Genomic DNA, 12984 nt, shown 5'->3' on the forward strand with positions numbered 1-12984 from the left:
GGACACGCCCGGCGCCCGGCGCCGGTACCCGGCACGGGCACCGGCGCCTTCGCCGGAGGCGGTTTCACGCCGCGCGGACCACCAGTGCCGTGGCGACCGCCATCAGCCCCTCGCCCCGCCCCGGGAACCCCAGCCCGTCCGTGGTGGCGCCCGACACCGACACCGGCGCCCCCACTGCCTCGGACAGCACCTTCTGCGCCTCGTCCCGCCGCTTGCCGATCTTCGGCCGCGGCCCCACCACCTGCACCGCGACGTTCCCGATCCGGAACCCCGCCTCCCGCACGATCCGCGCCGCCTCCGTCAGCAGCGTCACCCCGGACGCCCCGGACCACTCCGGCCGTCCGGTGCCGAAGTGCTGCCCCAGGTCGCCGAGCCCCGCCGCGGAGAACAGCGCGTTGCAGGCCGCGTGCGCGACGACGTCCGCGTCGGAGTGACCGGCGAGACCGGCGCCCTCGCCCTCCCACTTCAGACCCGCGCACCACAACTCGCGCCCGTCCTCGAAGGCGTGGATGTCGGTACCGATCCCGACCTGGGGCAGCACGACGAGCCCCTGCGTCTCAGAACCCATCGTTGAGCCTCCTGCGCGCCAGTACGGCCTCCGCGAGCACGAGGTCGAGCGGCCGCGTCACCTTGAACGCCTCCTCGTGCCCCGGCACCACCACCACCGTCAGCCCGAGCTGTTCGACCATGCTCGCGTCGTCGGTGACGTCGCCGTCGACCGTCTCGTGGGCCCGCACCAGCGTGGCCCGGTCGAAGCCCTGCGGCGTCTGCACCGCGCGCAGCAGCGCCCGCCGCGGCGTCGCCACCACGGGCTCCGGCTCGCCCGCGACGGCGGCGGGCTCGACCTGCTTGACGGTGTCGGCCAGCGGCAGCGCCGGCACGACCGCCGGCTCACCGCCGCGCACGGTCTCGATCACGGCGTCCACCGTGTCGACCGGCACCAGCGGCCGCGCCGCGTCGTGCACGAGGACGATGTCGTACTCGGGCGGCAGCGCGGCCAGCCCCAGCCGTACGGACTCCTGCCGCGACTCGCCGCCCGGCACGACCAGGAAGTCGGTCCGCTCCGGAAGGGCGTGCGCGTCGAGGAGGCTCTTGACCTCGGCGGCGCCGTCGGGCGGGGCCACGACGACGACGAGGGAGACGGCGCGGGAGGCGGCCATGGCCCGGACCGCGTGGATGAGCATGGGCGTGCCGCCCAGCGCCCGCAGGGCCTTCGGGGCACCCGGGCCGAGGCGTACGCCGCGGCCGGCGGCCGGGATCACGGCCGCGGTCCGGGCGTTCGTCCGGGCCCCGGCGGGCGGCTCGGCGGGCGAGGGGCGCGATTCGTCAGACATCGGTTCCTGTCAGGTTTGTGTGCTCGACCTAGTTGGGTATGGCCTCACCGTGCCGGGCGCGACGTCTGGACCGGACCCTTCCGTGACCCTGGTCGAGCCTGCGGCCCGGGCCCGGCACGCCAGGACCGGGGAAGCCTCCGGGGATGAGCGTACGAAGACGCAGGGCGTCGGGGTACGAATATGCCGCAGCGCCCGGCGACAGGTGGATGTCATCGGGCACCGCGGCATTTCCGTGCGCTGAACCGAGTGGTGGGCCTGAGCCGAGTGGGCACCGGGCCGTGCCTCGCGTCAGAACCCGCGAGGATCTCGCCTCAGGAGGCGAGCACCTCGTCGAGCAGGGCCTCCGCCTTGTCCTCGTTGGTGTTCTCCGCGAGGGCCAGCTCGCTCACCAGGATCTGGCGGGCCTTGGCGAGCATGCGCTTCTCACCTGCGGAGAGTCCGCGCTCGCGCTCGCGGCGCCACAGGTCGCGCACGACTTCCGCGACCTTGATGACGTCGCCGGAGGCGAGCTTCTCCAGGTTTGCCTTGTAACGACGCGACCAGTTCGTGGGCTCCTCGGCGTACGGCGCGCGCAGCACCTCGAAGACCCGGTCCAGCCCGTCCTGACCGACCACATCACGCACGCCGACGAACTCCGCATTGTCCGCTGGCACACGTACCGTCAGGTCACCCTGGGCGACCTTCAGCACCAAGTAGGTCTTGTCCACGCCTTTGATCTGGCGAGTTTCGATAGCCTCGATCAGCGCGGCCCCGTGATGGGGATAGACCACGGTGTCGCCAACCTTGAACGTCATGTGACAGGTACCCCTTCCGTGGCTATCCAGGGTAACACGGATACAGCGTCTTCTGAATGGCGTTTTCGCAGGTCAGGGCATATCTCGGGGCTTGACAACAGCAACAGGAACGTGCTGCGGCCGGTGAGCGGAAGAAAGTATTCGCAGGTCGGAGCAGCTCTTCAGGCTGGGCGAAACACGCCCGTCAGGCACGTCCGGAGCCCCGCCAAGACGTCCGAACATCCCCAAATGTCCGGTTCCACTCGTGCGAGTTCCGCTCCTCCGTTCGACCCGTGGTGCGGGGTTCCGGACGATTCCGGAATTGATCACGGGTGCCGCCGGCCGGCGCGCCGCGTGATCAATTCTCGGACACTCCATGTATTCCTTCACGCCACATTTCACGCGCCGAGGCACACCCGTAAGAGGGGGCTTCTTATCCGAATGACCGACCTGCGCGTATGCCAATGTGACACGTGATGCGGGTGGGGCGGACGCCCTCCGGATGCCCCCGTGCAGCTCCGGGGCTACCGCCTGCCGGGCGAAGCCGGAACCCGTCCGGGGAGGGTCGGGTGCGGCGGCCCGGGAACGGCTCGGTAACCTAAGGCCGCTGACAGACACTTAGGGCGGCTTTATTCCGTGGGCCGCCGCCTCGCTCGAGTCAAGGAGTTGCCGCCGCCGTGAGCAGCAGCCTTCGACGCGGCGCCCTCGCCGCCGCCGCCATCGCGTTCTCGATCGCCTCGCTCGCCGCGTGCGGTGCCGGTCACAACGCCCAGACGCTGGACATCAAGCCGGACAACGCGGCCACCTCCATCGGTGACATCAAGATCCAGAACGCGCTGGTCATCACCCAGCCCGACCTGGAGTCGACCGGCCCGGCCGTCGTCGCCGCCACCCTCTTCAACAGCGGCTCGTCCGACCAGACGCTGGACTCCATCACCGTGGCCGGCAAGGCCGCCGAGCTGAAGCCCGCCAAGGGCGCCAAGGGCAAGAGCCTGACCATCCCGGCCGGGGGCTCCCTGATCATCGGCGGCAAGGACAACGCCTCCGCGGTCCTGCCCCGCAGCCGCGAGGCCATCCAGGACGGCAACGCCCAGAAGGTCACCTTCGCGCTCAGCGAGACCGGCGACGTGAACCTGCGCGCCTTCGTCGTCCCGGCCGAGAGCTACTTCTCCGAGTGGGGCCCGGGCGACATCCCGTCGGCGCCCGCCGCGTCGTCGACGCCGTCCGGGGAGCCGGGCGCCGGCCAGACCTCGGGCGCCCCGTCCGACGGCTCCTCGGCCGCCCCCGGCGACGAGGGCCAGGCCGACGCCACGGGCACGGCGACCGACGCCGCCACGCAGGGCGAGACGGCCGGCCACTGATCCCCGTACCCCCCGGCACACCGCGCGAAGGGCGGGACCTCCGAGGAGGTCCCGCCCTTCGTCGTACACGGGGGCGCCGAGGCCGGTCCGGCTACGGCTCGAACTTGTAGCCGAGCCCCCGCACCGTCACCAGGTAGCGCGGCGCGCCCGGGTCGGGCTCGATCTTGGCGCGCAGCCGCTTGACGTGGACGTCGAGGGTCTTGGTGTCACCGACGTAGTCGGCGCCCCACACCCGGTCGATGAGCTGCATGCGGGTCAGCACCCGTCCGGCGTTGCGCAGCAGCATCTCCAGCAGGTCGAACTCCTTCAGCGGCAGGTCGACCTTGGTGCCGCCGACGGTCACCACGTGCCGGTCGACGTCCATGCGTACGGGCCCGGCCTCCAGCGCGGCCGGGGTCACCTCCTCCGGCTCGCCGCGCCGGCGCAGCACGGCACGGATGCGGGCGACCAGCTCGCGGGAGGAGAAGGGCTTGGTGACGTAGTCGTCGGCCCCTATCTCCAGTCCCACGACCTTGTCGATCTCGCTGTCCTTGGCGGTCACCATGATCACGGGAACGTTCGAGCGGCCGCGGAGCTGCCGGCACACCTCGGTGCCCGGCAGCCCGGGCAGCATCAGGTCGAGCAGGACGAGGTCGGCGCCGTTGCGCTCGAACTCGTCGAGTCCGTCGGGGCCGGTGGTCGCCACGGCGACCTCGAAGCCCTCCTTGCGGAGCATGTACGACAGTGCGTCGGAGAAGGACTCCTCGTCCTCGACGACGAGCACACGGGTCACGGAAGGACCTCCGGAGCGGGAAGCGTTTCGTAGGGATCTGTACGTGCGGAATCTGTACGGGAGGAAGCGGGGCCCGACCGTGTGTCGCCGGCGATCTCACCGTGCTCCACGTGTCCCAGGTCGAGCTGTTCCGCCTGGTCCGCGCGGCCGGCGTCCGCGGTCCGGCGCGACGCGCGGTCGCGGGCGGTACCCGACTCCGGCAGTCGCAGGGTGAACGTGGAGCCCTGGCCTTCGGCACTCCACACCGTGACCTCCCCGCCGTGCGAGGCGACCACGTGCTTGACGATCGCGAGACCCAGACCGGTGCCTCCGGTGGCCCGGGAACGGGCCGGGTCGACGCGGTAGAAGCGCTCGAAGACGCGCTCCTTGTCCTTCTCGGAGATGCCGATGCCCTGGTCGGTCACCGCGATCTCGATCAGATCGCCGCCGGGGGCGCCGACGCGCCGGGCCGCGATGCCGACGCGGGTGCGTGCGGGTGAGTAGTTGACGGCGTTCTCGACGAGGTTGCCGAGCGCCGCGGCGAGCTGGCCGCGGTTGCCGCGGACGTACAGGTCGGCGGTGCCGCCCGCGGCCATCGTGATCTGCTTCGTGCCGGCCGCGTGCCGGCAGCGGTCGACGGCCTCGGCGACGAGTTCGTCCACCGCGACGGGCTCGGCGTCGTCGAGGGGGTCGTCGTTCTGCACCCGGGACAGGTCGATGAGCTCCTGCACCAGGTTGGTCAGCCGGGTCGCCTCGATCTGCATGCGCCCGGCGAACCGCTCCACGGCCTCCGGGTCGTCCGAGGCGTCCATCACGGCCTCGGACAGCAGGGAGAGCGCGCCGACCGGCGTCTTCAGCTCGTGGCTCACGTTGGCGACGAAGTCGCGCCGCACCGCCTCGATGCGGCGGGCCTCGGTGAGGTCCTCGACCAGCAGGAGCACCAGCCGCGACCCGAGGGGCGCGACACGCGCGGACACGGCGAGGGCCTCGCCGCGGCCGTTGCCCCGCCTCGGCAGGTCCAGTTCGACCTGCCGTATCTCCCCGTCGCGCCGTGTGTCCCGGGCCATCTGGAGCATCGGCTCGACGGCGAGCTTGCCGCCGCGCACCAGACCGAGGGCGTACGCCGCCGAGCTGGCCTTGACGACACCGTCGGCCTCGTCGAGGACGACGGCGGAGGAGCGCAGCACCGACAGGACGGTGTCCACGCCGGGCGGCAGCACCGGGTCGGTGTGCAGGGAGGTGCGGGTGGGGCGCTTCTGGTCGCGTTCGCTCCAGCGGAACGCCAGCATGGCGATGACGCCGGTGAGTACTCCGGCGATCGCTGCCGCTGCGGCGACCGCCGCGTTCACGTCCATGCGTCCAGGTTAGGCACGGTGCACGGCCCCGCCCCAGCCGTCGGGGTGCGACCTCGAACACTCGTCGCCCAGAGTTCACCTTGGAGCCAGGACCGGTTCACTCGAGGTGCCGGAAACGGACGCGTACGGGCCGGAACGTGTAAGCGTGGGGGTGCGGCGAGGGGTTCGAGCGCCCCTCCTAGGACGTACGAGAGGGAACCTGATGCGGGACGCGTACCACGAGGAACTGGACTCGATCGGCGACGGTCTGGTGGAGATGGCCCGGCTGGTCGGGTCGGCGATCGGACGCGCCACCACCGCCATCCTCGACTCCGACCTCAAGCTGGCCGAGCACGTGATCGAGGGCGACCAGAAGGTCGACGAGCTCCAGCACGAGCTGGAGGCGAAGGCGATAGCCCTGCTGGCCCGGCAGCAGCCGGTGGCGACGGACCTGCGCATCGTCGTCACCTCGCTGCGGATGTCGGCCGACCTGGAGCGCTCGGGCGACCTGGCCCAGCACGTGGCCAAGCTGGCCCGGCTGCGCTACCCGGCGCGTGCCGTCCCGCACGATCTGCACGCCACGATCCTGGAGATGGGCCAGCTCGCGCAGCGCCTGATGGCTAAGGCGGCGGAGGTGATCATCACCAAGGACGTCGACCTGGCGCTCCAGCTCGAGCAGGACGACGACGCGATGGACCTGCTGCACCGCACGCTCTTCCAGCACCTGATGGACGACCGCTGGAAGCACGGCATCGAGACGGCCGTCGACGTGACCCTGCTCGGCCGCTACTACGAGCGCTACGCGGACCACGCCGTCGCGGTCGCCAAGCGGGTGGTCTACCTGGTCACGGGCGAACACGCGGACGAGCTCCAGGCGGACATCCAGCCGGTGCGGGGGGACGGGGCCTGAGGGTCGGCGGGGGCGGAGCGGCCGGGTTTCGCCGGTGGGCCCCGGCGTTCCCGGCATCCGTCGCCGGGAATGCCGGGGCGAGCCGGGAAGGCCGGGGCGGCGCCGGGGGCGCGCGGGGGAACATCAGTGCGCCGTTGATGCGACCAGGGTCCCGGGCGTCCAATGGCCTCAGGCACCAGCCTCGAGGAGGGACCCATGGCCGAATCCCCCGGCACGACACCCGATCCCGCGCAGGAGCGCCAGACCGAACAGCCCGCCGACCTCCGCAGCCTGCCCCTGATCGCCGCCTGCGGCTGCGGCTCGGGCTGCGGCTGCGGCTGCCAGTCGGGCAACCCCTGCCAGTGCGGCTGAGGGCGCGGGTGACGCGCTGACGCGGCAGGTGCGGCGGCCGGGCTCGACCCGGCCGCCGCACGGGCGCACCCTGGAGGGGAGACCCGGAAGGGGGTGCGAGGCCATGGCTCACTTCATGGACGTGCACCGCGGGATGCACGGAATCACGGCGGACCAGCTCCACCAGGCGCACCAGGCGGACCTGGAGCTTGAGAAGGACGAGGACGTCCACTTCGAGCACGCCTGGGCGGATCCGGAGTCCGGCACGGTCTACTGCCTGTCGGAGGCCCCGTCGGCCGAAGCGGTCCAGCGCATCCACGAACGCGCGGGGCACAAGGCGGACGAGGTCCACGAGGTTCCGCTGTCGGTATAGGCGCTCAGTAGGCACTCCCCGCCCTGCGCAGGCCGTCGCCATCGCCCTGAGTACGGGTACTCAGGACGCGGACGCCGCTCCGTCCGACCCTGGAGACAGGACGACGACCCACGGGGAGACACCGCATGAACGCCCGCACGCACACCGGCCCGATCCGCACCCTGGCGCGCCTGGCCGTCGCCAACCGCGCCTCGGCGGTGTACCTGACCCTGGTGGGCGGCGCCGTCGTCGTCGCCGCGGCGCAACCGCTGTTCGCCCCCGACGCGGACGCGTCGTTCATCTGGGTCTGGCCGGCGCTGTTCACCTTCCCCGCCTTCGGCTTCGTGGCCTGGCTCGGCGAGGCGGCCTGGGGCGGGGACGCGCCGACGTGGCTCTTCCCCGCCGGTATCGCGCTCTCGGCCCTGCTCCAGTCCCTGGCCCTGGGAGCGACCCTGCGCGCCCTGCGCGGCCGCCGAGGCCGGCAGGTGCCGTCGGCGGGCTGAGGGCAGGGCCGGACCGAGCGCGGGCAGGGCCGGACCGAGCCCATACATCACGAAGGTGTATGTACTACGCTAGGTACATGCCCATGAAGCGGACCAACGTCTACGCGGACCCCGAGGACCTGGCGATCATCAAGGCCGCCGCCGAGCGCCGGGGCATCAGCGAGGCCGAGATCATCCGCCAGGGGATCCACCTCGCGGCCATGGCCAACCGCGTCTGGGACGAGCCATTGTTCTCACGGACCTTCGAGGGACCGGGACGGACACCGTCCAAGGCCGAGGTCCGCGGCACGGTCGCCGACGCCGTGCACCGCGAGACGGACACCGGAAGCGCCGCGTGATCATCGTCGTCGCCGACACCTCCGGCCTCCTGGCCGCCCTCGACTCCACGCACCCCGAGCACGAAGGGGCGAACGAGGCGATCCTGGCCGCGGGGCTCCTGGTCATGTCCCCGCTGCTCCTGGCCGAACTGGACCACGTCGCCACGCGTGAACTCGGCCGGGAGGCCGCCGTCAGCGCGGTCGACGACATCCGGCGCTGGATGCGCCGGGGCCGCGTCGTCGTACCGGAGATCACCGAGGACCACCTGGGCGCCGCCCAGTCCGTCCGCGCCCGCTACACCGGGCTGGACCTCGACCTGGCCGACGCGGTGAACGTGGCCCTCGCCTCCGACTACGACACCGACGCGATCCTCACGCTGGACCGACGCGACTTCCGCGCCGTACGCCCCCTCGGCCGCCACAAGGCGTTCCGCGTCCTGCCCGACGACCTGCCCCTGTGACCGCCTGCCGCTGACGACCGCTCAGCGGCAGCCCCGTGACAGTGCCCGTCGCTACGGTCCGAACGCGAGGTCGGCTTCCGGGGGTTCCAGCTCGGAGGGAATGGTTGGTCCCCGGTCTGTCCGGGGGCGGCCCGGACGTGCGGTCCGGGAGCCGACCGACGGCCGGGCTCCGTCGATGGCCGGGAGGAGGACCTGCCGGCGCCGACCGCGCACCGGATCCTTCCCCCCGAGTGCCGCTCAGGCTTGCCCGAAGATCGCTAACTTGACCGCATGGCAAGTCAGATCATCACCCTGGTCGGCGTCCTCCTGGGCGCGGTCACCTCGTTCTTCGCCGCGACTCTGGCCGAACGGGCCAAATTCCGCCAGGCGTTGGCCACCAGGTGGGACGAGCGCAAGCTGGACGCCTACGTCGAGTACGTCTCCTGCGTCAAACAAGCCTCTCGGGCCGCCAAGTTGGCCCTCGAAGCCCGTGAGCGGGGTGAGGACCCGTCCGAGGCACTGGCGGAGATGGAGGCGGCGGAGGACCGGCGCTCCGTCCTGTTCGAAGGACTCGTCCTGCTGGCGGAGGACGCGGCCTCGCGGGCGGCGGCCACGGCCAACGAACGTCTCTGGGACCTCCTGAGGTGCGCCCGCGAACCCGCCGGCGTGTCCGCGGCCCGCCGCGAGGAACTGGGCTCCGCGCTGGTCACCGCGTTGAACACCCTGCACAAGGCGGCACGGGCGGACCTGGCGATAGGCCGGTCCTTGACGGGCGGCCGCTGAGAGCCGGGCGCCGGGGGCGGGACTCGCTGCCGTCGGCATACCGAGGAGAACCCATGACACTGCCCCGCAAGGGCGCCCGGCGCATCGTCGTCGGCGGCACCGCCTACCGCTGGCGTCTGCGGCGGAGACCGACGTACTCGCAGGGCCTTGCCTGGTCACCCTGCACGTTCGCGGTCGAGCACGCGGACACCCCGGGGACAACGCTCGTGGTCACCACGGCCCAGCCGCATCCGAGCAACTGGATCGGGCGGGAGGCCGGGCCCGTCCTGCCGTCCGACGTGGCTCGGGCCATCGAACTCGCCCTTCGTGCGGGGTGGTCGTCGGCATCTCCGGGCCGCCGTACCACCTCGACCGTTCCGTCGGCTTCACCCCTTCCTTCTCGTCCTGAAGGTGCCGCGCGCCCCGGGATCCCGGGGCAGGAACGTGACAGCTCCGGCGCCGCCGTACTGACAGGGAACCCGCCGCCCTCTAACGTCCGACTGTCATGCCCACGACACATACGAGGGAGGCGGCAATGTGTGAGTCCTGCGCGTCAGTGGCCGCGGCCGGGGAAGAACGTCGGCGCACCGGTCCGTCCCGCCGAGGTCTGCTGGCCGGCGCGGGCTTGGGGCTCGGCGTGTCGATGGGGTTCGTACCGGGGCTGACGGCGACCGCCGCGGCGGCCTCGTTGAAGAACGGCCGCTGGTGCAACCCCGCCCTGGGCCACTTCCCGCAGGGCGGTCACTACGGAGCGCCGCGGAGCGGGGGCCCGCACGCCGGTCAGGACATCACCAACTCCACCGGCACCGCCGTCTACGCGGCGGCGGCCGGGACGGTGATCCGGAAGGGCTGGGGCGGAGGCCTCCCCGGCCGGTCCGGCAACGGCATCGTCATCTCGCACGGCGGCGGTCAGTACACGTACTACGGCCACCTCAGCGCGCACAGGATCGGCCTCAACGCCAAGGTCTCCGCCGGTCAGCGCATCGGCGACATGGGAGCGACCGGCAACGTCACCGGGCCCCACCTGCACTTCGAGGTCCACTCCGGCGGGCTCGGCGCCCTCACCAACCCGGTCTCGTTCATGGCCGGCCGCGGCGTCGACCTCGGCGGCGGCTGGTCCAGGATCGACCCGGGCGCGCGGGGCAAGAGGGTCACCGCGATCCAACACCTGATGACACGGCGGGGATACGACCTGGCCGCCGACGGCTCCTACGGGTCCGTGTCCGTCGGCGCGGTGAAGCGGTTCCAGGCGTCCCGGGGGCTGGTCGCCGACGGCCAGGTCGGTCCCGCGACCTGGCCGCACCTCGTGTACACCCTCAAGCAGGGCCACAGCGGGAGCCACGTCCGCGCCCTGCAGACGGTCCTGAACAAGCACGGAGCGGGACTCGCGGTCGACGGCGGCTTCGGCACCGTGACCGCCTCCGCCGTCCGCTCCTACCAGAGCGTCAACCGTCTGGTCGTCGACGGCGTGGCCGGCGCGGTGACCTGGCGCGCGCTGGTCGGCTGACCCGCCCCGACCCGTGCGGGCCGCACCCCCGGCCCGCACGGGCGCCCAGCGCTTTCGCGCCCTGGAGCGCTTCATCAACGCGGTGATCCGTGCCGGGACGGCCTGCCCGTCGAGCTCGGCCAGGAGGTCGTCGGCTCGCCGGAGGGCACCGTTCGCCTCCCGCGCCGCACTATCGTGCCGCCGTGACGAGTCCGGCGGATCGCCCCTTCCTCTTCCTCGACGTCGACGGTCCCCTCATCCCGTTCGGATCGCCGTCCGGCCACCCGCAGTCCGCCGCCGATCAGGGAAACCCCCTGCTCGAACGGCTCGACCCCGCGCTCGGCCCGCGTCTCCTGGCCCTCAACTGCCGTCTCGTGTGGGCGACGACCTGGGGCGAGCAGGCGAACGAGGCCGTCTCTCCACGCCTCGGACTGCCGAGGCTGCCCGTGGTGGAGTGGCCGGCCTCCTCTCCCGGGGAAGGCCCGCACGGGCTGCACTGGAAGACACCCCGCCTCGTGGAGTGGGCCGCCGGCCGGCCGTTCATCTGGATCGACGACGAGATCGGTGCCATGGACCGCCTGTGGGTCGAGGGCAGCCACCCCGGACCGTCACTGCTCCACCGCGTCGACCCGGCCAGGGGCCTCGTGGACGCCGACTTCTCCGTGCTCGCCGACTGGCTGCGCTCCGTCGTACCGGGGTACGGGTCGTGAAGAATGTTGTGACCCGGCCCCTGGACGGGCTGTCCGGGGTCAGGCGTCGAAGTCGTACTCCAGGATGTACGAAGCGGCGTCCAGCGTCATCTCGTTGAGTTCGACAGGGCGGCCCTCGTCCGTGAACGCGGTGCGGCAGACGAGGATGACCGGGGTGCCCGCGGACATGCTCAGACGGTGTGCCTCGTCCTTCGACGGCATACGGGAGCGGATCTCCTCACGGAAGTGCACCGGCTTGTGGCCGAGTTCGGCGAGCCTGGCGTACGTCCCACCCTCCCCCGTGTCCTCCTGGGTGATCGCGGATCCCGCGACCAGGGAAGTGGGCAGATAGCTCGTCCCCAGCAGGACGGGCTTGCCGTCCAGGACGAAGCGCCGGCGCCTCACGCACACCGTGTCGTCGTCGGCCAGGTCCAGGACCGTACTGACGCGGTCGGGCGCCACCTCCTCGGACACGGTGACCTGGTCCACATCGAGCCTGCGGTTCTCGATGTCCGCCGACCAGATGGAACGGCCGTTCCCCCATTGCTGCTGGGCCAGTCGCTGGATGCCGCGGCGCCGGAGCGGGCGGAACGCCCGGACGAATACACCGGCACCTTTACGGGCTTCGGCGACGCCTTCGTCCCGGAGGACACCCAGTGCCTGGCGAGCCGTCATGCGGGCCACGCCGTAGGTGGCCATCAGGTCGTTCTCTCCCGGAAGCCGATCACCAGGACCGTACTCGCCCGATTCGATCGCCGCTCGCAGGGTGTCCGCGATCCGCTGGTACTTGGGCCGACGGTCGTCATCGGTGCTGGCCATCCTGTTGACCTCCTCCCTCTCCTCTCTAGACACCTTAGGCCACAGGTCGCGCATTCGCTCGCTGGGTGTAGCCGTGACGCCCAGTCAGCAGTGAGGCCGGGCAGGCGACTTGACCTCTCTAGAGATGTAGTCCAACCTCATGTCTAGAGAGGTTGCGGTGGCGGCCTCCACGGTGAAGGTGAGGGGTGCTGTATGGCGACGTCCAGAGTCGGTCCTTCGACTGCCGGGGTGTCCGCGGTGATCATGTACAGGCCGAGGTTCGTCAGTCCTGACAGGAGCGCGTTCGCCGGTCGGCCGCGGCTCTGCCGCCACAGTGACGGCATCGGCGGGGAGTGAGCGCGGGTGGCCTACACGATCGACCGTCATCCCTGCGAGGGCTCACCGCGCCTCGGAGCGATGACCTTGCGCCCCGTCCCGGAGTCCGTGCCTCGGGCCCGACGCTGGTTCCGGAAGTTCATCACCCCGTACAACCCGGCCTGCTCGGTCGACGACTGCGTCCTGTTGATCTCGGAACTGGTGACCAACGCCATCGTCCACGGCGAGTCTGACGAACCCTGGGTCGTCCACCTGGAGTGGTTCCGCGAAGGAACCTCCCTCCGGGTCGAGGTTCACAATGCCGGGCTGCCGGCGAACGTTCGCCTGAGACACCCCGACCCCGACGACGTGCACGGGCGCGGGCTGCCCCTGGTCGACTCCGTCGCCGACTCCTGGCACTCCGGTCCCAGCCGCTTCGGCGGCACGATGGTCTCCTTCGAGATGGCCGACGCCTGGCCGCCCTGAGCACGGCTCGTTCACGGGGCCGACGGCCCGAGCACACCAATAA

17 protein-coding genes and 1 pseudogene are annotated in these 12984 nt (G+C 71.6%); 12 read left to right on the forward strand and 6 right to left on the reverse strand.

Annotation, left to right across the window (positions count from 1 at the left end; translation table 11 throughout):
• Nucleotides 1-64 precede the first annotated feature (64 nt).
• The 3 genes from ispF to ACH499_RS19240 form a co-directional block, all read right to left on the reverse strand.
• Nucleotides 65-568, reverse strand: a complete 504-nt coding sequence (ispF, locus tag ACH499_RS19230; protein WP_356204428.1) for a 2-C-methyl-D-erythritol 2,4-cyclodiphosphate synthase — start codon at nucleotides 566-568, stop codon at nucleotides 65-67.
• Nucleotides 558-1334 carry a 2-C-methyl-D-erythritol 4-phosphate cytidylyltransferase gene (gene ispD / locus ACH499_RS19235; RefSeq protein ID WP_356204427.1) on the reverse strand — a complete coding sequence of 259 codons (777 nt, stop codon included), beginning with the start codon at nucleotides 1332-1334 and terminating at the stop codon, nucleotides 558-560. The genes ispF and ispD overlap by 11 nt, the downstream gene beginning before the upstream one ends.
• Before the next feature lie 311 nt (nucleotides 1335-1645).
• A complete protein-coding gene (locus ACH499_RS19240) occupies nucleotides 1646-2128 on the reverse strand; it encodes a CarD family transcriptional regulator (protein WP_003953493.1) in 483 nt (160 codons plus the stop codon).
• Nucleotides 2129-2784: 656 nt separating this feature from the next.
• Here ACH499_RS19240 and ACH499_RS19245 point away from each other — a divergent pair.
• On the forward strand, nucleotides 2785-3468 hold the full coding sequence (locus tag ACH499_RS19245; RefSeq protein ID WP_399017088.1) for a DUF461 domain-containing protein: 684 nt from the start codon (nucleotides 2785-2787) through the stop codon (nucleotides 3466-3468).
• A gap of 91 nt (nucleotides 3469-3559) precedes the next feature.
• Here the strand turns inward: ACH499_RS19245 and ACH499_RS19250 are convergent, their stop codons facing one another.
• Both ACH499_RS19250 and ACH499_RS19255 read right to left on the reverse strand, forming a co-directional pair.
• Nucleotides 3560-4240, reverse strand: a complete 681-nt coding sequence (locus ACH499_RS19250; protein WP_004929857.1) for a response regulator transcription factor — start codon at nucleotides 4238-4240, stop codon at nucleotides 3560-3562.
• Nucleotides 4237-5574, reverse strand: a complete 1338-nt coding sequence (locus ACH499_RS19255; RefSeq protein ID WP_356204424.1) for an ATP-binding protein — start codon at nucleotides 5572-5574, stop codon at nucleotides 4237-4239. Before ACH499_RS19255 ends, ACH499_RS19250 begins: the two co-directional genes overlap by 4 nt.
• Before the next feature lie 202 nt (nucleotides 5575-5776).
• Here ACH499_RS19255 and phoU point away from each other — a divergent pair, with 202 nt between their 5' ends.
• The 10 genes and pseudogenes from phoU to ACH499_RS19305 all read left to right on the forward strand — a co-directional run bounded on the left by phoU (nucleotide 5777) and on the right by ACH499_RS19305 (nucleotide 11363).
• Complete coding sequence (gene phoU, locus ACH499_RS19260) at nucleotides 5777-6463, forward strand: phosphate signaling complex protein PhoU (RefSeq protein WP_356204423.1); 687 nt, start codon at nucleotides 5777-5779, stop codon at nucleotides 6461-6463.
• A 195-nt stretch (nucleotides 6464-6658) separates the two neighbouring features.
• Nucleotides 6659-6814 (forward strand): hypothetical protein, encoded by a 156-nt coding sequence (locus ACH499_RS19265; RefSeq protein WP_356204421.1) that lies wholly within the window; start codon nucleotides 6659-6661, stop codon nucleotides 6812-6814.
• 103 nt (nucleotides 6815-6917) lie between these two features.
• Nucleotides 6918-7166, forward strand: coding sequence for an SCO4226 family nickel-binding protein (locus ACH499_RS19270; RefSeq protein ID WP_356204419.1), 249 nt, complete (start codon nucleotides 6918-6920; stop codon nucleotides 7164-7166).
• A 125-nt stretch (nucleotides 7167-7291) separates the two neighbouring features.
• A complete protein-coding gene (locus tag ACH499_RS19275) occupies nucleotides 7292-7648 on the forward strand; it encodes an SCO4225 family membrane protein (protein WP_399017092.1) in 357 nt (118 codons plus the stop codon).
• Nucleotides 7649-7725: 77 nt separating this feature from the next.
• Nucleotides 7726-7986, forward strand: a complete 261-nt coding sequence (locus ACH499_RS19280; RefSeq protein WP_356204416.1) for a CopG family transcriptional regulator — start codon at nucleotides 7726-7728, stop codon at nucleotides 7984-7986.
• The gene (locus ACH499_RS19285; RefSeq protein WP_356204413.1) at nucleotides 7983-8426 is read left to right on the forward strand and encodes a PIN domain-containing protein; all 444 of its coding nucleotides are present in this window, start codon (nucleotides 7983-7985) and stop codon (nucleotides 8424-8426) included. Before ACH499_RS19280 ends, ACH499_RS19285 begins: the two co-directional genes overlap by 4 nt.
• A 270-nt stretch (nucleotides 8427-8696) precedes the next feature.
• The gene (locus ACH499_RS19290; protein ID WP_399017095.1) at nucleotides 8697-9188 is read left to right on the forward strand and encodes a hypothetical protein; all 492 of its coding nucleotides are present in this window, start codon (nucleotides 8697-8699) and stop codon (nucleotides 9186-9188) included.
• 53 nt (nucleotides 9189-9241) lie between these two features.
• A pseudogene (locus ACH499_RS19295) lies at nucleotides 9242-9576 on the forward strand (hypothetical protein).
• A gap of 126 nt (nucleotides 9577-9702) precedes the next feature.
• A complete protein-coding gene (locus ACH499_RS19300; RefSeq protein WP_399017097.1) occupies nucleotides 9703-10674 on the forward strand; it encodes a peptidoglycan-binding protein in 972 nt (323 codons plus the stop codon).
• Between the two features lie 182 nt (nucleotides 10675-10856).
• Nucleotides 10857-11363 (forward strand): HAD domain-containing protein, encoded by a 507-nt coding sequence (locus ACH499_RS19305; protein ID WP_399017098.1) that lies wholly within the window; start codon nucleotides 10857-10859, stop codon nucleotides 11361-11363.
• A gap of 39 nt (nucleotides 11364-11402) precedes the next feature.
• On the opposite strand, the gene ACH499_RS19310 is transcribed toward ACH499_RS19305, so the two are convergent.
• Entirely contained in the window at nucleotides 11403-12161 is a 759-nt protein-coding gene (locus tag ACH499_RS19310; RefSeq protein WP_399017100.1) for a GntR family transcriptional regulator, read from the reverse strand.
• 342 nt (nucleotides 12162-12503) lie between these two features.
• Between ACH499_RS19310 and ACH499_RS19315 the strand changes: the two genes are divergently transcribed.
• On the forward strand, nucleotides 12504-12941 hold the full coding sequence (locus ACH499_RS19315) for an ATP-binding protein (protein WP_356204405.1): 438 nt from the start codon (nucleotides 12504-12506) through the stop codon (nucleotides 12939-12941).
• The last annotated feature ends 43 nt before the right edge of the window (nucleotides 12942-12984 follow it).

It is taken from the genome of Streptomyces sp. NPDC018947 (assembly GCF_044390505.1).
Lineage (GTDB): Bacteria > Actinomycetota > Actinomycetes > Streptomycetales > Streptomycetaceae > Streptomyces.